The organism is Aureimonas sp. AU4, from assembly GCF_001463765.1.
Classification (GTDB): Bacteria; Pseudomonadota; Alphaproteobacteria; order Rhizobiales; family Rhizobiaceae; genus Aureimonas.
The window spans coordinates 1-21,363 of record NZ_BBWK01000004.1 but is presented as its reverse complement, the minus strand read 5'-3'; the positions used below and the strand labels follow the sequence as shown (position 1 = coordinate 21,363).

At 66.6% G+C, this 21,363-nt stretch carries 17 protein-coding genes; 10 read left to right on the top strand and 7 right to left on the bottom strand.

Going from position 1 to position 21,363, the window contains the following annotated elements; genetic code table 11:
• Positions 1 to 155: 155 nt before the first annotated feature.
• Both AUL35_RS02260 and AUL35_RS02255 read left to right on the top strand, forming a co-directional pair.
• Complete coding sequence (locus AUL35_RS02260) at positions 156 to 2,354, top strand: RNA degradosome polyphosphate kinase (RefSeq protein ID WP_082666051.1); 2,199 nt, start codon at positions 156 to 158, stop codon at positions 2,352 to 2,354.
• Positions 2,302 to 3,861, top strand: coding sequence for a Ppx/GppA family phosphatase (locus AUL35_RS02255; RefSeq protein ID WP_156417803.1), 1,560 nt, complete (start codon positions 2,302 to 2,304; stop codon positions 3,859 to 3,861). Before AUL35_RS02260 ends, AUL35_RS02255 begins: the two co-directional genes overlap by 53 nt.
• Before the next feature lie 10 nt (positions 3,862 to 3,871).
• Here the strand turns inward: AUL35_RS02255 and rnd are convergent, their stop codons facing one another.
• Complete coding sequence (gene rnd / locus AUL35_RS02250; RefSeq protein WP_062011596.1) at positions 3,872 to 5,023, bottom strand: ribonuclease D; 1,152 nt, start codon at positions 5,021 to 5,023, stop codon at positions 3,872 to 3,874.
• Positions 5,024 to 5,208: 185 nt separating this feature from the next.
• Between rnd and aspS the strand changes: the two genes are divergently transcribed.
• The 6 genes from aspS (at position 5,209) to AUL35_RS02220 (ending at position 13,052) form a co-directional block, all read left to right on the top strand.
• A complete protein-coding gene (gene aspS, locus AUL35_RS02245) occupies positions 5,209 to 6,999 on the top strand; it encodes an aspartate--tRNA ligase (RefSeq protein ID WP_062011594.1) in 1,791 nt (596 codons plus the stop codon).
• 240 nt (positions 7,000 to 7,239) lie between these two features.
• On the top strand, positions 7,240 to 8,682 hold the full coding sequence (locus AUL35_RS02240) for a UbiA family prenyltransferase (protein ID WP_062011592.1): 1,443 nt from the start codon (positions 7,240 to 7,242) through the stop codon (positions 8,680 to 8,682).
• Positions 8,675 to 10,015, top strand: coding sequence for an FAD-binding oxidoreductase (locus tag AUL35_RS02235; protein ID WP_062011590.1), 1,341 nt, complete (start codon positions 8,675 to 8,677; stop codon positions 10,013 to 10,015). Before AUL35_RS02240 ends, AUL35_RS02235 begins: the two co-directional genes overlap by 8 nt.
• A gap of 111 nt (positions 10,016 to 10,126) precedes the next feature.
• Positions 10,127 to 10,570 (top strand): transporter, encoded by a 444-nt coding sequence (locus AUL35_RS02230; RefSeq protein ID WP_062011588.1) that lies wholly within the window; start codon positions 10,127 to 10,129, stop codon positions 10,568 to 10,570.
• A complete protein-coding gene (locus AUL35_RS02225) occupies positions 10,567 to 11,580 on the top strand; it encodes an NAD(P)-dependent oxidoreductase (protein ID WP_062011586.1) in 1,014 nt (337 codons plus the stop codon). The genes AUL35_RS02230 and AUL35_RS02225 overlap by 4 nt, the downstream gene beginning before the upstream one ends.
• 17 nt (positions 11,581 to 11,597) lie before the next feature.
• Positions 11,598 to 13,052, top strand: coding sequence for an aspartate aminotransferase family protein (locus AUL35_RS02220; RefSeq protein WP_156417802.1), 1,455 nt, complete (start codon positions 11,598 to 11,600; stop codon positions 13,050 to 13,052).
• Between the two features lie 63 nt (positions 13,053 to 13,115).
• On the opposite strand, the gene AUL35_RS02215 is transcribed toward AUL35_RS02220, so the two are convergent.
• Positions 13,116 to 14,861 (bottom strand): hypothetical protein, encoded by a 1,746-nt coding sequence (locus AUL35_RS02215; protein ID WP_062011584.1) that lies wholly within the window; start codon positions 14,859 to 14,861, stop codon positions 13,116 to 13,118.
• 210 nt (positions 14,862 to 15,071) lie between these two features.
• Between AUL35_RS02215 and AUL35_RS02210 the strand changes: the two genes are divergently transcribed.
• Positions 15,072 to 15,884: a DUF1194 domain-containing protein gene (locus AUL35_RS02210; protein WP_062011582.1), complete on the top strand. Its 813-nt coding sequence runs from the start codon at positions 15,072 to 15,074 to the stop codon at positions 15,882 to 15,884.
• A 3-nt stretch (positions 15,885 to 15,887) separates the two neighbouring features.
• On the opposite strand, the gene AUL35_RS02205 is transcribed toward AUL35_RS02210, so the two are convergent.
• Entirely contained in the window at positions 15,888 to 16,847 is a 960-nt protein-coding gene (locus AUL35_RS02205; protein WP_062011580.1) for a lysylphosphatidylglycerol synthase domain-containing protein, read from the bottom strand.
• Positions 16,848 to 17,013: 166 nt separating this feature from the next.
• Between AUL35_RS02205 and AUL35_RS02200 the strand changes: the two genes are divergently transcribed.
• Positions 17,014 to 17,268 carry a hypothetical protein gene (locus tag AUL35_RS02200; protein WP_156417801.1) on the top strand — a complete coding sequence of 85 codons (255 nt, stop codon included), beginning with the start codon at positions 17,014 to 17,016 and terminating at the stop codon, positions 17,266 to 17,268.
• A 140-nt stretch (positions 17,269 to 17,408) separates the two neighbouring features.
• Here AUL35_RS02200 and AUL35_RS02195 read toward each other — a convergent pair whose 3' ends face one another.
• The 4 genes from AUL35_RS02195 to AUL35_RS02180 form a co-directional block, all read right to left on the bottom strand.
• Entirely contained in the window at positions 17,409 to 17,741 is a 333-nt protein-coding gene (locus tag AUL35_RS02195) for a response regulator (RefSeq protein ID WP_062011576.1), read from the bottom strand.
• A 117-nt stretch (positions 17,742 to 17,858) separates the two neighbouring features.
• Positions 17,859 to 19,817, bottom strand: coding sequence for a bifunctional diguanylate cyclase/phosphodiesterase (locus AUL35_RS02190; RefSeq protein ID WP_192847025.1), 1,959 nt, complete (start codon positions 19,815 to 19,817; stop codon positions 17,859 to 17,861).
• Positions 19,818 to 19,891: 74 nt separating this feature from the next.
• Positions 19,892 to 20,836: a lipid A biosynthesis lauroyl acyltransferase gene (locus AUL35_RS02185; RefSeq protein ID WP_062011574.1), complete on the bottom strand. Its 945-nt coding sequence runs from the start codon at positions 20,834 to 20,836 to the stop codon at positions 19,892 to 19,894.
• Positions 20,833 to 21,363: zinc-binding dehydrogenase (locus AUL35_RS02180; protein ID WP_156417799.1), on the bottom strand; the 531-nt coding region annotated here is incomplete at its 5' end. The genes AUL35_RS02180 and AUL35_RS02185, both read right to left, overlap by 4 nt.

Here is a 21,363-nt window from a genome sequence, read left to right as displayed (position 1 = left end):
CCGTCAGCGAAGAAAAGAAGCCCGCCCGTTCCGCGAGCCGCCGCCGCGCTGCCGAAACCCCGGCCGCGGACGCCCCCGCGACCATCGCCCCGGACGGAGAGCTCGCGGTCCGCATCGATCTGCCGGAGGCCGTGCCCGATCTCGACCAGCCGCTGATGGAGGCGATCGGCGCCGTGCCGGCCGCGCCTGCGCCGGAGGTCGCGCCGCCCGCCGCGCCCGACCTTCCGCCGGACCGCTACGTCAACCGCGAGATCTCCTGGCTGCAGTTCAACCGACGCGTCCTGGAGGAATCCGAGAACACCGCGCATCCGCTGCTCGAGCGCGTTCGCTTCCTTTCGATCTCGGCCGGGAATCTCGACGAGTTCTTCATGGTGCGTGTCGCTGGCCTTGCGGGCCAGGTGCGCGCGAAGCTGGAAATTCGGTCCGACGACGGCCTCCTGCCGCAGGAGCAACTGAACCTCATCCTCGCCGAGGTGGAGGCGCTGCAGGTCGCCCAGCAGGCTTCGCTGGCCGAGCTCGTGAAGGCATTGAAGGCCGAGAACATCCTGATCGTGGGCGCGGGCGAGCTCAAGAAGCACGACCGCGCCTGGCTCGAGAAGCACTTCGACGACGCCATCTTCCCGGTCCTGACCCCGCTTTCGGTGGACCCGGCGCACCCGTTCCCGTTCATTCCGAACCTCGGCTTCTCGATGGCCTTCGCGCTGGAGCGCGAGCGCGACTCGCAGCGCATGAACGCGCTTCTGCGCCTGCCGACCGCGCTGCAGCGCTTCATCGAGATGCCCGTGACGGATTCGGGCCAGGCTCGCTTCGTGCCGCTGGAGAGCGTCGTCGCGCTCTTCATCTCGCGCCTCTTCCCCGGCTACCGCGTGCGCGGGCAGGGCACGTTCCGCATCATCCGCGACTCGGACATCGAGGTCGAGGAGGAGGCGGAGGATCTCGTCCGCCTGTTCGAGACGGCTCTGAAGCGGCGGCGCCGGGGACGCGTCATCCGGATCGAGTTCGACCACGTCATGCCTGAGGGCCTGCGCAACTTCGTGGCCGGCGAACTCAACGTGTCGGAGAACCGCGTCTCTGTCATGGACGGGATGCTGGCGCTCGATTCCGTCTCGCAGATCGTCCGCGTGCCGCGCGACGACCTGAAGTTCTCGTCCTACATCCCGCGCTTTCCCGAGCGCATCCGCGAGCATAACGGCGACTGCTTCGCCGCGATCCGCGAGAAGGACATCGTCATCCACCACCCTTACGAGAGCTTCGACGTGGTGGTGCAGTTCCTGCGGCAGGCGGCGCTCGACCCCAACGTCGTCGCCATCAAGCAGACGCTCTACCGCACCTCGAATGACTCGCCGATCGTGCGAGCGCTCGTCGACGCCGCCGAGGCCGGCAAGTCGGTGACGGCGCTGGTGGAACTCAAGGCCCGTTTCGACGAAGAGGCCAACATCAAGTGGGCGCGCGACCTGGAGCGCGCCGGCGTTCAGGTCGTCTTCGGCTTCATCGAGAAGAAGACCCATTCCAAGATGAGCCTCGTGGTGCGGCGCGAGGAGGGCAAGCTCGTCTCGTTCGTGCACCTGGGCACGGGCAACTACCACCCGATCACCGCCAAGATCTACACGGACCTCAGCTACTTCACGGCCGATCCCGACATCGCGCACGACGTCTCGATCATCTTCAACTACATCACCGGCTACGCCGAGCCCTCGACGCTGCGCAAGCTGGCGGTCTCGCCGCTGACGCTGCGCCGACGCATCCTCCAGCACATCGAGGAGGAGATCGCCCACGAGAAGGCGGGGCGTCCCGGCCAGATCTGGATGAAGATGAACTCGCTGGTCGACAGCGAGATCATCGACGCGCTGTACCGGGCGAGCCAGGCGGGGGTCGAGATCGACCTTGTGGTGCGTGGCATCTGCTGCCTGAAGCCGCGCGTGCCGGGCCTGTCCGACAACATCCGCGTCAAGTCGATCATCGGCCGCTTCCTCGAGCATAGCCGCATCTTCTGCTTCGGCGCCGGGCACGGGTTGCCTTCGGAAAAGGCTCTCGTCTACATGGGCTCGGCCGACATGATGCCGCGGAACCTCGATCGCCGGGTGGAGACGATGGTGCCCATCACGACCCCGACGGTTCACAGCCAGGTGCTCTCGCAGATCATGCTCGCCAACATTCTCGACAATCAGCAGAGCTGGTCGTTGCTGTCGGACGGCACCTCGCGCCGCATCACCCCCTCGGAAGGGGAGATGCCGTTCAACGCTCAGCGCTACTTCATGACCAACCCGAGCCTCTCGGGACGAGGGAAGGCCCTGAAATCGAATGCACCAAAGCTCATCGCCCGACAGCGTGCCGAGCATTCCCGCTTCGATTGACGCAGACGCCCAGGGGCGAATCCGCGACCGGGTTCCGGTCGCGGTGGTGGATATCGGCTCGAACTCGGTGCGCCTCGTCATCTACGAGGGCAACAGCCGGGCGCCCACCATCCTCTTCAACGAAAAGGTGCTGAGCGGCCTCGGCCGGGGCCTCGCGCAGACCAATCGCCTCGACGACAAGGCGGTGGCGAGCGCCATCGGCGCGCTGACGCGTTTTCGCGTCCTGTGTCGCCAGTCGGGCGTCGGCGAGGTGCATCCGATCGCGACCGCCGCCGCCCGCGAGGCGACCAACGGTCCCGACTTCATCCGGGCGGCGGAAGAGGCGATCGGCTGCCCGATCACGATCCTGTCCGGCGCCGACGAGGCGCGCTTTGCGGCCGAGGGCGTGATGGCGGGCTTCCATGCGCCGAGCGGCTTTGCGGGAGATCTCGGCGGCGGCAGCCTCGAGATTGTCGAGATCAGCAACGGCGCAATCGGGCAGGGCATCACCATGCCGCTCGGCGGGCTGCGGCTGCAGGACCTGTCCGGCAACGATCCGGCCAAGGCCCGGGCCATCGCCGACAGCCACGTGGTCGCCTCGGGCTTCGGCCCGCTCGCCGCCGGCCGCCCCTTCTTCGCCGTGGGAGGAACCTGGCGCAACCTCTTCCGATTGCACATGGAGCAGACGGGATACCCGCTCCACGTGATGCACGGCTATACGGTGAAGGCGGCGGAAGCGTCGGACTTTCTGGCGGCGGTCGTGAAGAGCGACCCCGACAAGCTGCCGGGCATCTCTGCGGTCTCGCGTTCCCGCCGGCAGCTTTTGGCCTTCGGTGCCGTCGCCATGCAGGCGGTCATCCAGCATCTCAAGCCGTCCGAGATCGTCCTGTCGGCCTACGGCGTGCGGGAGGGTTACCTCCACTCGCGCCTGTCGGACGAGGAGAAGGCCAAGGACCCGCTGATCGAGGCGGCGCACGAGCTTTCGATCCTGCGCTCGCGCTCGCCGCGTCACAATGAGGAACTGGTGGAGTGGACGAACCGGACGTTCACGACCCTGGGCATCGCAGAGACGCTGGACGAGGCGCGCCTCAGGCGCGCGGCCTGCCTTCTCACGGACATCTCCTGGCGCGCGCACCCAGACTATCGCGGTCGCCAGAGCATGTCGATCATCGTCAACGCGAACTTTCCCGCCGTCGATCATGCGGGCCGCGCCTATCTCGGGCTCGCCAACTACTATCGATACGAGGGCGAGTTCGATCCGGTGGCGCTGAACATTCTGGGTCAGGCGATCGACACGCGCTCGCTGCATCTGGCGCGCGTCCTGGCCTCGCTCTTCCGCGTGACCTACCTCCTCACCGCTGCGATGCCGGGTGTGCTCGGCCGCCTGCGCTGGGTCCACGACCCGCGCGGCGGTTTCACGCTCGCAATCCCGCGCGATCTAGCCGGTCTGGTGGGCGAGCGACCGGAGGCTCGCCTTCAGGCCTTTTCGCGCATCGTGGAGCGGACGCTGCGGATGGAGGTGCGCTGAGGCCGCCGCGTCAGAGCGCGACGACCTCGACCTTGCGGTTGCGATAGACGAGGGCCGTGCGCCCGGCCAGAAGATCGAGCGCGCGTGCGCCGAAGAGCTCGCGCCGCCAGCCCTGGAGCGCCGGCACGTCGGCCTTCTCGCCCTCGACCGCCAGCTTCTCGAGATCGTCGCCGGACGCGATCATCCGGCCCGCGACGCCCCGCTCCTCCACCACGATCTTCAGAAGCACGCGCAGGAACTCAACGGCGGCCGCCGTGCCTTCGGGCAGGTTGGGCGGGCGCGGAATGGGCGGCAGCTCGCCGCGCGGCACGGCCAGGGCACGGCCGACGGCGGCCACGATTTCTCGTCCCGCCGAGGAGCGCTCGAAACCCTTCGAGACCGAGCGCAGGCGACCCAGCGCGCCTTCGTCCTTCGGCTGCTGCTGCGCGATCTCGTAGATCGCGTCATCTTTGAGGATGCGGCTGCGCGGCTGGTCGCGGGCTCGGGCCTCACGCTCGCGCCATGCGGCGACCTCCTTGAGGACCTGCAGCTCGATCGGCTTGCGGATCCGCAGCTTCAGGCGGCGCCAGGCGTCGTCGGGATGGATGTCGTAGGTGCGGGGGTCGGTGAGAACCGCCATCTCGTCCTGCAACCAGTCCGTTCGCCCTTCCACCTCCAGCGCCGAGCGCAGGAACCGGTAGGCGTCGCGCAGGTAGGTCACGTCGGCCAGAGCGTAGGTGAGCTGGTCCTCCGACAACGGCCGGTGCCGCCAGTCGGTGAAGCGCGAGGTCTTGTCGATGCGGCCCGAGCTCGTGCGCGCGACGAGCTGGTCGTAGGCGATCGATTCGCCGAAGCCGCACACCATGGCGGCGACCTGCGTGTCGAAGAGGGGCGCCGGAATGAGGCCGCCGAGCTTGTGGATGATCTCGACGTCCTGCCGGGCGGCGTGGAACACCTTGAGGACGCCTCGGTCCGCCATCAGCTCGAAGAACGGCGACAGATCGATGCCGGGCGCCAGCGGGTCCACCAGAACGGCGAGGTCGTCGGAGGCCATCTGAACGAGGCACAGCTCCGGCCAGAAGGTCGTCTCCCGGATGAACTCCGTGTCGACGGTCACGAACTCAGCGCGAGCGAGCGTCTGGCAGGCATCCTGAAGGGCGGTGGTCGTGGTGATGGGCTCCATCCCGTCTCCTTAGCGCCTTGGACCGCCGCTTGCACGTCGCGCGCGTGAGATGAGGCCATCTATTCACCGGATTAGACCGCCGGGGCGAAACCTTGACAGCCGTTAACGGCCATGCGTTTTCCGCCCACTAGACCGGGGCGCGGCGCAAGGCGCGCGTCCAGCCGAGTTCAGTCGAAAGAAGAACCATGCATCGCTACCGCAGCCATACCTGTGCCGCGCTTCGCCCCGCCCATGTCGGCGAGACCGTCCGCCTCTCGGGTTGGGTTCACCGGGTTCGCGACCACGGGGGCCTGCTCTTCATCGACCTACGCGATCACTACGGCCTCACCCAGATCGTGGTGGACCCGGAAAGCCCCGCCTTCAGGACGGCCGAGGCGGTGCGCTCGGAATGGGTGATCCGCGTCGACGGCGAGGTGAAGGCCCGCACGCCCGAGACCGTGAACTCGAAGCTGCCGACCGGCGAGGTGGAGATCTTCGCGCGGGAGATCGAGGTGCTGGCGCAGGCCAAGGAACTGCCGCTGCCGGTCTTCGGCGAGCCGGAATATCCGGAGGACGTGCGCCTTCGCTACCGCTTCCTCGACCTTCGGCGCGACACGCTTCATCGCAACATCATGCGCCGCACGCAGGTTGTCGCCGCCATGCGCCGTCGCATGACCGAGGCCGGCTTCAACGAGTTCCAGACCCCGATCCTGACAGCCTCCTCGCCGGAGGGCGCGCGCGACTTCCTCGTGCCCTCGCGCCTCCACAACGGCATGTTCTACGCGCTGCCCCAGGCTCCGCAGCAGTACAAGCAGCTCCTGATGATGTCGGGCTTCGACCGCTACTTCCAGATCGCGCCCTGTTTCCGCGACGAGGACCCGCGCGCCGACCGCTTCTACGGCGAGTTCTACCAGCTCGACCTCGAGATGAGCTTCGTCGAGCAGGAGGACGTGTTCCAGACCATGGAGCCCGTGATCCGCGGCATCTTCGAGGAGTTCGCGGACGGCAAGCCGGTGTCGCAGACGTTCCGGCGCATTCCCTATGCCGAGTCGATCCGCAAGTACGGCTCCGACAAGCCGGATCTGCGCAACCCGATCGAGATGCAGGCCGTAACCGACCATTTCGCGGGCTCGGGCTTCAAGGTCTTCGCCGGCATGATCGCCAAGGATCCGGCGGTCGAGGTCTGGGCCATCCCGGCCAAGACCGGCGGCAGCCGCGCCTTCTGCGACCGCATGAACTCATGGGCGCAGGGCGAGGGTCAGCCGGGCCTCGGCTACATCTTCTGGCGCGAGGAGGGCGGCAAGATCGAGGGCGCGGGGCCGCTCGCCAAGAACATCGGCGAGGAGCGCACCGAGGCGATCCGCACGCAGCTTGACCTGGAGCCGGGCGACGCCTGCTTCTTCGTCGCGGGGCTGCCGTCCAAGTTCTACGCCTTCGCCGGCTTGGCGCGCACCCGCGTCGGCGAGGAGTTGAACCTTGTCGATCGCGACCGGTTCGAGCTCGCCTGGATCATCGACTTTCCGTTCTACGAGTGGGACGAGGACAACAAGAAGGTCGATTTCGCGCACAACCCCTTCTCCATGCCGCAGGGCGGCATCGAGGCGCTGGAGGGCCAGGAGCCGCTCACCATCAAGGCGTTCCAGTACGACATCGTCTGCAACGGCTTCGAGATCGCGTCGGGCGGCATCCGCAACCAGCTTCCCGAGACGATGGTGAAGGCATTCGAGATCGCCGGCTACTCGCGGGCCGATGTCGAGGAGCGGTTCGGAGGCCTCTACCGCGCCTTCCAGTACGGCGCGCCGCCCCATGGCGGCATGGCGGCGGGCGTGGACCGCATCGTCATGCTGCTGTGCGGCGCCAAGAACCTGCGCGAGATCGCGCTGTTCCCGATGAACCAGCAGGCCCACGACCTTCTGATGGGGGCGCCTGCCGAGGCGACGCCCGCGCAGCTTCGCGAGCTGGGGCTTCGAGCGATCCCGGCCGCGCCGAAGGCCTGAGGCTTCCGCCCGCCGTCGTTCCCCACGGGAAGGACGGTGGGCGTCCGACCATTGCTGGGCGCGGCCGCGTCCACAACGGTTTCCACGATGTTGATGGAAGCACGCGAACAAGAATGACTTCGAGAACCCGCAGTTAACCGCGTTGCGCGTTCACAGGATAGTGGGCGCTTCTTTCATGACGCGGAAAGGTTGACCGTCGAATGATCCGGCTCGAACCGGACCTATCGAACGGAAAGCCTCATGGACACGCTGATCTCGCGCGCCGAGTGTCCCGTGTATGTCGACCTCGACGGAACGCTGATCCGCAGCGATCTCCTGTGGGAGACGCTGTTCCTCTTCGCTCGGCAAAACCCCCTCCAGTTCTGCCGCGTCTTCGGCTGGCTTGCGCAAGGGAAGGCGGTGCTCAAGGACGAGCTCGCCGCGCGCGTCGAGTTCGATGCGGCGACCCTTCCGTATCGCGAGGAAGTCGTCGCAGCCCTTCAGGCCGAACGCGAGATGGGCCGGCGCGTCGTCCTGGCAACGGCCTCGAACGAGCGCCTCGCCCATGCCGTTGCCGACCATCTCGGCCTGTTCGACGAGGTGCTGGCGAGCGATCGCGACACGAACCTGTCCTCGTCCCGCAAGCTGGAGCGCATTCAGGCCGGCTGCGGCGCGCAGGGCTTCGACTACTTCGGAAACTCGCAGGACGACGTCTGCCTCTTCCAGGCGGCACGGCAGGCGACCGTCGTGCAGCCCGACCGGGCCGCCACCAACTGGCATACCGGCGCCGATCCCCACACGAGGCTGATCCGCGACGAAGGGCATCCCGCCCGGGCGCTCGTGAAGGCGCTCCGCCCGCATCAGTGGATGAAGAACGTCCTTGTCTTCGTGCCGATCGTGCTGACGCAGGAGTTCCTGAACTTCGGCCTGTTCTTCGCGGGCTTCCTCGCCTTTTTGTCCTTTTCCTTCGCCGCCTCGTCGGTCTACATCGTCAACGACCTCCTCGACCTCAGCGCCGACCGGCGCCACCGGACGAAGCGAAACAGGCCTTTCGCCTCGGGGCGCGTGCCCATTCCGACCGGGCTCCTGATGGCGGCGGGGCTCTTGGTCCTGTCGTTCGGGATCGCGGCCTTCCTGCCACCCACCTTCGCGCTGGTTCTCGCGGTCTACCTCGCGGCGACGACCGCCTATTCCTTCGCGCTCAAGCGAATGCTCCTGATCGACGTCCTGACGCTGGCCGGGCTCTACACCATGCGCATCGTCGGCGGTTCGGCCGCCGCGACGACGCAGGAGTCCTTCTGGCTCCTCGCCTTCTCGATCTTCTTCTTCCTCTCGCTGGCCCTTGTGAAGCGCTACACCGAGCTTGCCGACTTCGGCAGCGGCGCGTCGCGCGCCGTCACCGGCCGCGGCTATGTGGACGAGGACATCGAGACGATCGGGCAGGCGGGCATGGCCTCCGGCTTCGCCTCGGTGCTGGTTCTCGCGCTCTACATCGACAGCGCCGAGGTCAACTCGCTCTACAACCACCCCTACATGATCTGGCCGCTCTGCCCGCTGGTTCTCTACATCATCGTGCGCATCTGGGTTCTCGCCCGCCGCCGCCAGATGAACGAGGATCCGGTCGTCTTCATTCTGCGCGACTGGCGCTCGCAGATCATGATCGCGATCGGCGCCATCATGTTCGCCGGGGCCGCCTATGTCTGAGACCTACGACAGCTGGGGCCGGCTCGAAGGCCCCGCCGGCGGACGACGGGCGATCGAGGGTGGGGGCGGTTTCCCCGCGATCCGCTCGCCGGCCGGGCTCCTTCCACGCGGCAACGGGCGCTCCTACGGCGACAGCTGTCTCAACGATGGTGGCCTTCTGGTCGACATGACCGCGCGCGACCGCATCCTCGGCTTCGATGCGGAGACGGGGCTTCTGGACGCCGAGCCGGGCGTGCTCCTGCGCGACGTCACGAGGCTGGTGGCGCCGCTCGGCTGGTTTCTGCCGGTGACGCCGGGCACGCAGTTCGTGACGCTCGGCGGAGCGCTCGCCAACGACGTTCACGGCAAGAACCACCACAGGCGCGGCACGTTCGGCGCCTGGGTCGAGGACTTCACGCTGCAGCGTTCGGACCGCTCGCCGATGCGCTGTGCCCGCGACGAGAATGCCGAACTCTACGCCGCCACGATCGGGGGCATGGGTCTGACCGGCATCGTCACGCGGCTGCGCGTGCGGATGATGCGCGTGGCCTCGGCGTCGATCCGCCAGGTGACGCATCGCTTCCGCCGCTTGGAGGAATATTTCGACGAGGCCGCCGAGGCGGACGCGCGCCACGAATACGCGGTCGCCTGGATCGATTCGCTTGCGACCGGTCCGAACCTTGGGCGCGGGCACCTCATCTGCGGCGATCACGAGCCGGACGGGTCGCTGTCGGGCGAGGCGAGACCGGCACGGCTCAAGGTGCCGTTCACACCGCCGGTCAGCCCGTTGCGCGGGCTCGCGCTGCGCGCCTTCAACGAGCTCTACTACCGGCGTGCGCCGAAGGGGCGGAGCGAGCGCGTCGTGGCGTTCGAGCCCTTCTTCTATCCGCTCGACGGGGTGGCGGACTGGAACCGCCTCTATGGACCGGGGGGGCTGCTGCAGCACCAGAGCGTCGTCCCGGAGGCGGGCGGGGCCAAGGCGGTGCGTGCCCTCATCGAATGCGCGCACGCGCACGGGCAGGGGTCGTTCCTCACCGTCCTGAAACGTTTCGGCGAGCGTCCCAGCCCGGGACTGATCAGCTTCCCACGGCCCGGCTGGACGCTGACGCTCGACTTTCCCAACCGCGGGCGGCGAACGCTCGACCTGATGGCTGCGCTCGACCGCATCGCCGTCGATGCGGGTGGGGCGGTCAATCCCTACAAGGACGCGACAATGTCGCCGGAGACCTTCGCGGCCTCCTTTCCGCAATGGAAACGTCTGGAGGCTTGGCGGGATCCCGCGATCGTCTCAGACAGCTGGCGGCGCACGGCGCTTCGTCTCCCCGCCCAGGCGACTCGGGCCGAAGCGGCCTGACACCATTCGTTGACGCTGCGGAAGATCAAAGCGGCACCGTTAAGCGGAGCCCAAGAGGCCGCAGGACAGATTGCATCCCGAAGTGGCGCATGAGGCGCCCGAGGAGCCGACATGAGTCGCTACATCCCCTTCATCCTCTTCACGGTGTTCACCAACGCCGCGGCCCAGATGATGCTGAAATACGGCATGATGCAGCTGGGCCCGTTGAGCTTCGCCGGGGTGAACCCGATCCTGAAGCTGCTCCAGATCGTCTTCAGCCCGTTCGTCTTCCTGGGGCTCCTGACCTTCGTGATCTCGATGGCCTCGCACCTCTTCGTCCTGTCGAAGGTCGAGCTGTCCTACGCCTATCCGTTCCTGTCGCTCGCCTATGTCGTGGTCGCGTTCGCGGCCTGGATGCTCTTCGGCGAGCAACTGACGGCCGCCCGCATCGGCGGCATCGCGCTGATCTGCGCGGGAACGGTCCTGATCGCCCGAGGCGGTGGCACCGTGGTCGACGACCGGGCCGCCGCGACGCTCGCCCGTAACACCACCACCACGCAGGGTATCGTTCGATGAAGCACATCATCTTCGGCGGCGACGGCTTCGTCGGCCGCCATCTGGCCGCACGCCTCGTCTCCGACGGCGAGGAGGTGATCGTCGCCGACATCGTCAAGTCCGACCTGCCGCACTACGCCCGGTGCCGGCACATGACGGTGGACGTCACCGATCCGGCGGCGGTCCGCTCCGTGCCGATGACCGCCGACGACATGGTCTACAACCTGTCGGCCAAGATGCTGTCGCCGCTGCAGGTGCGGGCCAAGCGCCACGAGTTCTTCTATCCCGTGAACTACGACGGGACGAAGCACATCATGGAGGCGATGAACGAGGCGGGCGCCATGCGCCTCGTTCACTTCACCACTGACATGATCTACGGCCACACGGTCACGACGCCGATGACCGAGGACCACCCGGTCGCCCCGCTCGGCGAGTACGGCATGTCGAAGTTGGAGACCGAGCACCTTGCCGCCGAATGGCGCGAGCGCGGCATGCGCATCTCGCTTTTCCGCCCGCGCCTCATCATCGGCCCGGGCCGCCTCGGCATCCTGGAGAAGCTGTTCAAGCTGATCGACGCGAACCTTCCGGTTCCAATGATCGGTTCAGGCCGCAACCCCTATCAGTTCATCTCGGTCTTCGACTGCGCCGAGGCCGCGCGCCTCGCGTGGAAGGCGGGCGTGCCGAACGAGGCCTACAATCTCGGCTCGCTCAACCCGCCGCCGGTGCGCAAGCTCCTGGGCGACCTCGTGCGCCATGCGGGCTCGCGCTCGATCCTGCTGCCGACCCCGGCTTGGGCGGTAAAGCGCACGCTCGACATGCTGGATGCCATGAACCGGCCGCTCATGGATCCCGAGCAGTACCTGATCGCCGACGAGGAATGCGTGCTCGACGTGTCGAAGGGCGCGCGCGACCTCGGCTGGGTGCCGCAGTACCGTGATGAGGACATGCTGATCGCCGCCTATACGGAATATCGGGCCAAGAAGGACGGTACGGTCATGCCCGCCCGCGCCTTCGCAGAAGCCGCCGAGTAAGGGAAGGAACCGAACCCATGCTGGATCGCCCCATCACCGCCGCCCCCGGACTCGACGCCGCGCCGCGCGTCGGCCCGCCCAAGCCCGACCTCCTGACGGTCGAGGATGCGAAGGCCATGGACGTCGGCACCATGGCCGACCTCTTCAAGCATCACGTGAACCCCGGCCAGTTCCATTTCATGAAGCTGCTCGGCTTTCATAAGGTGAAGGTCGAACGCGCCGAGGGCATGTTCTACGTCGACCAGAACGGCCGGCGCATCCTCGACTTCTTCGGCGGCTTCGGCTCGCTCGCCTTCGGTCACAACCATCCGCGCATCCTGGAGGCGCGCCAGCGCTTCCAGGACGAGAAGCGGCACGAGATCGCGATCGCCTTCCTGTCGCAATACGCCTCGGCGCTGGCCAAGAACGTGGCGGCCTGCTCGCCCGGCGAACTCGACATGGTGTTCCTCGGCTCGTCAGGCTCCGAGGCCATGGAGGCCGCCATCAAGGTGGCCGAGCGCGCCTCGGGCCGCAAGAACTGCAAGATCGTCCACGCCGAGAACTCCTTCCACGGCAAGACCAAGGGCGTTCTGTCGATCACCGACTCGCCGCTCTACAAGGGCGAGTTCAAGCTCGTCGACAACACCTACCGCGTGCCCTTCGGCGATCTGGCCGCGTTGACGGCGGTCGTGCGCTCGGACCCGGACGTCGGCGTCGTCGTGCTGGAGACCATTCAGGGCGGCGGCGGCATCATCGAGGCCCCGACCGAGTACTGGCAGGGCGTTCGCGCCCTATGCGACCAGCATAAGGTCATCTGGGTCGCGGACGAGGTACAGTGCGGCTACGGCCGCTCCGGGCGCTTCTACGCCTTCGAGCACCATGGCGTCGTGCCGGACGTGACGGCGCTCGCCAAGAGCTTCGGCGGCGGAAAGGCGGCCATGGCGGCGATGATCGCACGGCGCGACGTCTACATGCGCGCCTACGGCACGCCGAAGACCGCGATGATCCATGCACACGCGACCTTCGGCGGCATCGGAGAGGGCTGCGTCACCTCGATCGAGGCGCTCAACACGCTCTACGACGAGGATCTGATCGGCAATGCCGAGGTGGTCGGAGCCTACCTGAAGGAACGCCTCCAGGCGATCGCCGAGAAGTATCCGTCGCTCGTCAAGGAGGTGCGCGGACGCGGCCTGATGGTGGGCCTCGAGTTCCAGGACTTCTCCAAGACGCTGCCCTTCGCGCTTCGCCCGATGGTGGCGCTTCTCGACGACAAGCTGAAGGGCTCGCTTTCGGGCTTCGTCGGCGCCCTGCTCTTGAAGGACTACGACTGCCTCGTCGCCTTCACGGAATACAACCGCAACGTCATTCGCCTCGAGCCGCCGCTGATCTGCACCCACGACAACGTGGACCAGTTCTGCGACGCGCTGGACGACCTGCTCGGCCGGGGCATCGTCTCGATCGTCAAGGACTTCGTGAAGACGCAGATGGGCTGAAGGCCCGAAGCGACCTGAGATGCGGGAAGGAGCCGGGCGGAGACGCCTGACCCCTTCGCTCGTTCAGGACGAGGGTGCGAGATCGGCGCGGACATAGGCCTGCCAGCAGGGCGACAGGTCGACGAGACGGTGGCGACTGAGCGCCGGTTCGTACAGGCGGCGCAGCGACATGTTGGCGTTGGTGACCGGGCAGCGCGGGTAGAGGACGAGATCGGCCGCTTCCACGGCGGCCCTTGCCGCTGCGTCCAGCGGCGGAACGGCGCGGAACGGGTCGGCGCCGATCGCGATCTGCGGCACCGCCTCCTTGTCGAGAAGATATGCGAAGGGATTCACGAAGTTGAGGTCCATCACGGTGCGGAAGCGCACGCCGTTCGCCGTCTCGTAGGCGCGCACGGCGTCGACCGCCTCGCTGGCCGCGAGAAGCCATGCGACCTGGAAGTCCAACTCGGAATACAGGGTGAAGGTCGGCAGGAGATCGGCGTCGGCGAAGGCCTGATAGCTGTCGCGATGATCGATGTAGCTGCGCAGGAGATCGTAGCCGCGCTCGATCACCTCGGGCCGCTGCGAGACCTGGCCGAGACCCTTGAGATTCGACACGGGAAGAACCTCGTAGCGTGCCTGACCGATCAGAGCCCGCATGCCCTTGTGCGCGACGTTGACCGCGGGCGGTACGGCGGTCGCCGCGACAAGGGCGAAGACGAGCACCGTGCCGCGATCGGCATACCGGCCCGCTGCCGTCAGGATGGCGAGAAGGACGGGCCAGATGAAGATGAAGGCCTGACCGCCCGTGTTCTGTGTCTCGTAGAAGAGCCCCGCGAAGAGCATGACGGCCAGCCAGACGGCGTTCCGGTCCAGCAGCGCGTGGAGCGTCGCCAAACTCGGACGTCGCAGGGCCGAGAGCGCCAGCTCGCGCGCCGACCGTCTGTCCAGCCAGAGCAGAGCGGCGACGAGGCAGAGCCCGGAGCCGAAGATGCCGAAGTGGATCGAGGCGGCCTGGATGAAACGGCTCGCAAGAACGCCTTCGTTCATCGTCACGAGCGTCGAGATGTCCGCAACGTAGGCGGAAACGAGACCGTCGGCGGCCTCGATGAGCCCGAGGCCGAGAGCGAAGGCGCCCAGCGCGCCCAGTGCCGTCGCGAGGCGAACGCGGCCGGCCGCGAAGGCGAAGGCGCAGAGAAGACCGCCCGTGATGAAGCCGGTGATCTTCGACAGGAAGAGCGCAAGGCAGCACCAGGCGATCGCAAAGAGCAGCACTCGCTGGCGCCGCTCGAAGACCAGCGCCACCGCCAGCGGGTAGAGAACCTGCGCACCTTGCCTGTTGTAGATGCCGTATCCGTCGACGCTGGGGAAGCTCGACGCCTGCTCGACGTTGATCGGGAACAGCACGAAGAGCAGCAGAGGCAGGAGCAGCGCGAGGGCAAGACCTCGCGACGAGCGGTCGATGCGCGCCAGGACCGGAAGGATCGGCGGCAGGGTGACGAGGAGATAGGACCACTGGGTCAGGAGCAGCGGCTGTCCCGCCGGGAAGAGGCGCATGCCGAGCGCCTGCAGCCAGTATCCGAGCGGCCCGACGGGTGCGAAGAAGTCGACCGACGGGACCTGGCCGTCGAGGACGCGCGTCGCTCCGTCGACGACGACGTAGAGGTCCCAGTACATGGCGCCGATCGGCACCGTGACGCGCAGGCTCAAGAGCACCGCGCAGGCGAGAAGCGCGCAGAGGCTCACGCCGAGCGGCGTCAGGATCGTGTCGGCCAGCCGCCCCGGGACGCGCTCGGCCATGCCCTTCGTCGAACCGCTGATCTCGCTCAACTCCAGCCTCCGTCCGGCGCGTCCGTGCGTCCGGGGCCGCACCGCCGGCGACCGGCGCGGCGGTCGCCTGCGGCCGCGAAGCGCATGCGCTGCCTCGGGTCCGGGGGTTGTTAGCGCCCCGAAGTTGCGCGAGGGTTGTGGTCCCGACGCTGACGCCCCCGCGTGACGGCTCGACGACCGGATGCGCGGCTCCGCCAGGAGAGCCCGCCCATGCGCATGCTGATCGCAGCCCTCGCCCTATCGGCGGCTTTCCTGTTTCCCGCTCGCGCGGAAGAGATGCCGGTCGACGTCGAGCTCGTGCTCGCGGTGGATGTTTCCTGGTCGATGGACCGGGCCGAACAAGAGATCCAGCGGGCCGGCTACGTCGCCGCGCTGCGCAGTCCGGAGGTGCAGAAGGCCATCCTCGAAGGGGGCTATGGCCGCATAGCGGTAGCCTATGTCGAATGGGCCGGGGATCTTACGCAGACCGTCGTGGTCCCCTGGACCCTGATCGACTCGAAGGAGAGCGCGGAAGCTTTTGCCTACCGCCTTTCGGTGGAGGAACCGGATCGTGAACGTCGAACGTCCATCTCGGCCGCGATCGACTTCGTGGTGCCCATGTTCGACGGCAACGGATTTGCCGGAATGCGCAGGGTTATCGACATTTCCGGCGATGGGCCGAACAATCAGGGACGCCCGGTCGTAGCCGCGCGCAGCGCCGCGGCGGAACGCGGGATCACCATCAACGGCCTGCCGCTCATGACGTCGGGAGAGGGCGATCCCATGGGACGGTGGGGCTCGATCGACAATCTCGACCGCTACTACGCCGACTGCGTGATCGGCGGACCCGGTGCCTTCGTCATCCCGGTGAATGCGTGGTCGCAGTTCCCCGAGGCGGTTCGCCGGAAACTCGTCCTGGAACTGGCGAGCCTCTGGCCGGAGCGCAGATCCGCCGAGACGATGGACATCGTTCGCATCGCCGCACCCGGTGCATCCGACTGCATGATCGGGGAATCGATGTGGCAGCGGCGCTATGACCGCTGACCGTCAGATCTTCGAGCGCGAGGCGGAACGCGTCTCGGCGCCGCGACGTCGCATCGCGCCCTGCTCGAACACGAGAACCATCACGATCGCAAAGGCGAAGGGAACCAGCAGGTAGAGGATGCGGAACACGAGGAGGGCTGCCAGAACGTCCGTTTCGGCCATGTCCGACAGACCTGCAAGGAAGGTCACTTCGAGAACGCCGAGACCGCCTGGCGCATGCGAGATCAGCGCGAGCGAGAAGGAGATCACGAAGATCGCGAGCACCGTGACGAACCCGGGATTTCCAGCCGCCGGGAGGGCGAAGTAGATGATCGCGGCCGCGGCGACGATCTCGAGGGGCGCGGCGATGAGCTGCCGCAGGACGACGTCGCGCTTGGGATACTGGAGCTGGAACTTGCCGATATGGCGGGGCGGCAGGCCCCGCAGGCTTCCGTAGACGTAGAGGGCGAGGGCCGCGACGATCGCGAGCGCAACGGCCACCGGCACCATCTGCGGCAAGTCGAAATAGCGTCGGACGATCGACGGCTTGATCAAAAGCGAGCCGGCCGTGACGATCAGCACCCCGAGCCCGAAGGTGAAGGAGCAGAAGGCGATCAGAAGGGCGATCTCGGAACCGCGCAGACCCTTCGACGAATAGGCGCGGTAGCGAACCACGGCACCCGAAAAGACGGAGGCGCCGATATTGTGCGACAGGGCGTAGGTCGTGAACGACGTCGCCGCCACGAACGGCATCGAGATCCGGCGTCCGATGTGCCGCAGCGCGAGCCGGTCGTAATAGGCCAGCATGACGTAGGCGAGGGCGGCCGAGAGAATCGAGCCGGTCCACTGCGTCGCCGAAATGGCCGTGAAGCTCGCCCAGATATCCTCCAGCGAGAGTCCGCGAACCTCGCGATAGAGGAGCCAGCACGAAACGATGACGGCGAGGCCACCGATCACCGGCCAGATGGCGTCCTTCAGTTTCATGCGGCGTCCTTCCCATTCACGGGATCGCATCGATCGGGCTCGGGGCGCAGATCCGAGGTCACACCCCGGTTGCGTCACACATAGCTATGGAAGGTAGCGAACAAAAGAACACGAAATCGTTTGCCGCAGCATGCGGTCTCACGTCTCCCCGCATGTTCTGTCCACCATGATCGATCGGGGGCGATCGATTTTCATCGACCCCAACGGAACCAAATGCGGCATCTTGCCATTCTTCGACCGCATTCTCGACCTTTCGGAGTTTCTGGTCATGATCCGTCGTATGCCCGCCGTCGTCGCTGCCCTCGCGGCCGTCATGGCTCTTTCCGCTTGCGCCAACACCGTTCGCGGTGTCGGTCGCGACGTCGGCAACACGGTTCAGGCAACTGGGCAGGCGGCACAAGACATCGCTCCCCGTCGCTAACGCAACCGCATAAGCCAAAGTCTGAAAGGCGGCTGGTCACCCAGCCGCCTTATTTCGTTCTGGCTCCTCGATCGCGAAGTGCGGGCTGCCGTTTCCCGTCTCCGGAAACGTGGCGATGCCGAATTCCTTCCCGGAACGCTTCAGCCTGCGGCAGCGACAAGCTGAGCGATTTCCGCACGATGGAACGGTTTGCTGACGCGGCGCACGGAGCGGAAGCGCGCGGGCAGGGCGTGGCGATTGCCCGTGACGAAGCAGAAGGGAATGCGGCGGTCGGTAAGGCGGTCCGCGAGTGGAAGCGACGTCACGCCATACAAGTCCAGGTCGAGAAGCGCGAAATCGACGACGGTTTCGGAAAGGGCCAACCCTTCGGTCAAGGTGCGGGCCCAGACACAGTCGACGCTGGCCGTTTCCGTGACGATGTCCTCGAGATCCATCGCGATGAGCGGTTCGTCTTCGACAATCAGAACGCGCATCGGACGTCTCCCTCGAATCGCTGCAGGACAACGGCGCGGCGGGCGATGAGTTCGATTTTCACCGAATTCGAATAAAGAACTCGTACGTCATGGTTTCCGTTTCGTGAACGTCGCGGTCTAGACAGCGGTGGCGAACTGATCGTCGGCGACCAACTCGGGCTGCGCGTTGCGCGCGAAGTGGCGAAGCATGGTCTCCGCGACACGATCGGCGGGCATCGGCTTTCCGAAGTGGTAGCCCTGCAACTGGTCGCAATCCAGCATCGACAGTATCTCGGCCTGTTCGGGTGTCTCCACGCCTTCCGTGGTGACCTTCATGCCCATGTGATGGCCCATGGCGATGATTGTCTCGAGGATACGTTCGATATTGGGCTCGCCTTCGTTCAAGGCGACCATGAACGACTGGTCGATCTTCAGTTTGTCGAACGGGAAGCGCCAGAGGTAGCCGAGCGACGAGTAACCGGTCCCGAAGTCGTCCATGGCGATCGAGATGCCCAGCGCCTTGATCTCCTGCAACTGGCGCAGGACGCTGTCGCGCCGATCAAGGAGTAGCGATTCGACGACCTCGATCTCCAGCCGGTGGCCGGCAATGCCGGCGTCGGCAAGCGCATCGGTGATCACGGGCAAAAGGTCGTCCTCGGCGAACTGGACGGCCGAAAGGTTGACCGAGACGAAGAGGGGCTCGGGCCAAAGCGCGATCTGGCGGGTCGCCTCGCGCAGGACCCAGTTTCCGATGTCCTTGATGAGGCCCCGCGCCTCTGCGATCGGAATGAAGACGGAAGGCGGGATGTAGCCGCCCTCGCCGTCGGGCAGGCGGATCAACGCCTCGAAACCGAGAGCGGTGCCCTGCTTGGCCGAGACGATCGGCTGGTAGAAGAGTTCGAAGCCGTCTTGCGCGAGCGCCGCGCGCACCATCCGCTCGACCGTCCGGCGCCGGTGCGCCTCTTCGTCCATGCCGGGATCGAAGAGGACGTAGTTGCCGAGCTTGTGGCTCTTGTGAACGGTGAGCGCCAGTTCGGCATGGCGCACGATCTCGTCGAAGGTTCGGCCGTGATCCGGGGTCGAGGCGACGCCGATGCAGATGCGCGGCTGCAGGCAGTGGCCGTCGATGACGATATCCTGCTCCAGCGCATTCTTGAGACGAACCGCCAGGGCCTCGATCTCGGCGATCGTGGTCGTGCGCCGCTGCAGTACCACGAAGTCGTCCGGCCCGATGCGCGCGGCGAGATCGCCGACGTCGGGCATCGTCTTGAGACGGTTGGCGAGCGTGCGGAGCAGTTCGTCCCCGATCGGCTGGCCGAGCGCGTTGTTCGTATCGCCGAGATTCTGAAGATCGACGAAGAAGACCGTCAACCGTTCACGCGTTGCCCGAGCGGTCGCGAGGATGCGATCGGCTTCTTCCTGCATTCGCTTGCGGTTGAGGAGCCCGGTCAGCGCATCGTGGTTCGCGAGGAACTGGATGCGCTCGTCGGCCTGCTCGATGCGCCGCTTGCGCTGGATGTAGATGAGGGCGGGGATGCCGGTCGCGGTGATCAAGATGCCGACGAGTACGGCGGCGGCGACCCCGAGCACTCGCGCATAGGTGCCGTAGGCGCTGCCGCTGTCGGGCATGAGGCCGAGGAAGCCGACGCGTCGGCCATCCTGTTCAAGCGGCAGGATGACGACGTAGTCGCCGCTCGCCCGCTTCTCGAGCGCAACCCAGGCGCCCTCGCGATTGACGTAGTCCGCGGCCAGCCGGTCGCCCGTCACGGTTCCGCCAGGGCGGTTGCGCAGGAGCCATTCGTAGCGGATGGATCGCGGCGAATAGACCTCGCTGCCCTGCTCGTCGAAGATGGTGAAGTTCGCAATGCCCGAGGCGGCGGAGATGTCGCGCACCGAGGTCTCGATGTCGACCTCGCGCGAGAGGCCCGTGAGAAGCGCGTCCAATGCGCTCTGGTTGCCCGTCAGGTAGCTGGCGAACCGGGTGGCGGCCCGTTCCGCGTCCGCTTCCATGAGCTTGTCGACGGATCGTTGAGCTAGAAAGACGCTCGCGCAGCCGACGGTCGCGAGGACGATCGCGCCGCCCATCGTCGTCATCATGTACGAGCGAATTGCTTTGAGTTTCATCGCATATGGCCCCTCGCGCCGACCATAGGCATGGGACCGTTAACAAGTCAGTCCGCCGGACGTGCCTTCGGCTCGACCTGCCACCGCCGGTGGAACCACATCCACTGCTCGGGATGCTCGCGAACCCAGCCTTCCACAACGTCGTTCAGAAGCTGGCAGGTGGCGTCGATGTCGATGTCGCCGTTTTCGGAGCGCGGCAGGTCCAGCTTCGGCTGGAGTTCGAGGCGATAGCGGCCGTTCGGAAGCCTAATCGACCGGGCGGGGTGAACGTCGCAATCGAACTGCCGGGCCAGCTTGGCGAGGAGAGGGTTCGTGCGACAGGGGCGCCCGAAGAACGTTCCCAGCCGGCCCTTCGCGAACTTCTGGTCGACCAGCATGCCGACATGGCCGCCGCGCTGGAGCACGCCGGCCAGGGCCCAGGCGGCGCCGGCCTTCGAGGGAACGAGCTTCCCACTGTGCGTTCTGCGCGTGCGCTGAACCTCGCGCGCGATGTATCGGTTGTTGGGTTGCCGAAAGAGGGCGGTCACTTCGAGCCCGAACGTCGCGGCACAGATGGGAAGAAGTTCGAAGCATCCCGCATGGGCCGTGAAGAAGATGGTCGGGCGGGTGCTGTCGCGCAACTGCTCGAAGATCTCGATGCCGTCCACCTCGACGCGGCCGGTGCCGGGCGGCTGGCTCGGGTCGAAATCGAACAGGGCGTCGAGAAAGACGTATTCGGCCGCGACGCGGCCCATCTGACCCCAGTTCGCGACGGCAGTCTCGCGGACCCACTCCTCGGACTTCTCCGGATAGGCCGCGCGCAGGTTCTCGACCGCGAGGCGATGGCGCGGCGTCCACGGGCCGATCCATCGCGCGAGACGGTCGGCAAACGCCAGCCCGCGCTCTGCCGGAAAACGGCGAAGAAGCGCGAGGATCGCGAACAGGATCTGGGCGACGAGGTAGTTACGGGCCTTCTTCTGGAGCTTCCAGGCCCGCGCGAGCCGCTGGTTCATGCGGCGGCCCGAAGCTCCTCCCGGTCGAGGCGAAGCAGGATCTTGCCGAAGACCTGCCGCCCCTCCATGCGGGCCAGCGCGACGCCGATCTCGTCGAAGCCGACCTCGGTGTCGACCACCGGGCGAACGAGGCCGCGCGCCATCTTCTCCATGGCGTCGGCCATGTTCTCCATCCGGCAGCCGAACGAGCCGATGAGGCGGAGCTGCTGCTGGAACAGCATCATGAGGTTGACTTGCGTCGAGACGCCCGAGGTCGAACCGCAGGTGACCAGCCGGCCGCCACGCCGCATGCAGAGCATTGATCCGGCGAACGTATCGGCGCCGACATGCTCGAACACGACGTCGACGCCGCGCTTCCGGGTCAGCTTGCGTACGGCGCCCTCGAATCGGTCCGAGCGGTAGTTGATGACATGATCGGCGCCGAGGGCGCGTGCGGGTTCGATCTTCTCGTCGGAGCCGACGGTCGTGATCACGGTCGCGCCGTGCCGCTTCGCGAGCTGGATCGCGGCGGTTCCGATACCCGACCC